The sequence below is a fragment of the Bradyrhizobium sp. Leo78 genome (genome assembly GCF_059512425.1).
In genome coordinates, this window is record NZ_JCAMOT010000201.1 from 1 (window position 1) to 479 (window position 479).

Below are 479 nucleotides of genomic sequence, written 5' to 3' on the forward strand. Positions count from 1 at the left end.
GGTTGGGGTCGGTGAGGATTGTCGGCAGCCTGACCGGGAAGGAGGTCTCGATCGTGGTGAGGGGGCCGAGCGAGCGGCTCAGAATTTCCATCATGCCGCGCACCAGGCCCGAGACGTCGATCGGCTCCATGTGCAGCTCCTGCCGGCGGGAAAAAGCAAGCATGCGCTGCGTCAAGGCAGCACCCCGCTGGGCCCCCTGCATGGCATTGTCGACCAGCGACGTCAGCGAGCGATCCTGCGGCATGCGCTTCTTCAGGAGTTCGAGACTGCCGAGCACCGCCATCAGCAGATTGTTGAAATCATGGGCGATACCGCCGGTCAATTGGCCGATCGCCTCCATCTTCTGCGATTGGAAAAGCTCTTCGCGCGCCTGCTCCAACGCCCGCTGCGTTTCCATCTTTTCGGTGATGTCGCGGGTGATCTTAGCGAAACCTAGCACTTCGCCGTCTTCGTCGCGGATAACGTCGACGACGACGCTC

The 479-nt window shown here is 62.0% G+C and carries 1 protein-coding gene; it reads right to left on the reverse strand.

The window, feature by feature from the left end:
- Positions 1-479: sensor histidine kinase (locus AC5ZG1_RS44280; RefSeq protein WP_496136552.1), on the reverse strand; the 479-nt coding region annotated here is incomplete at both ends.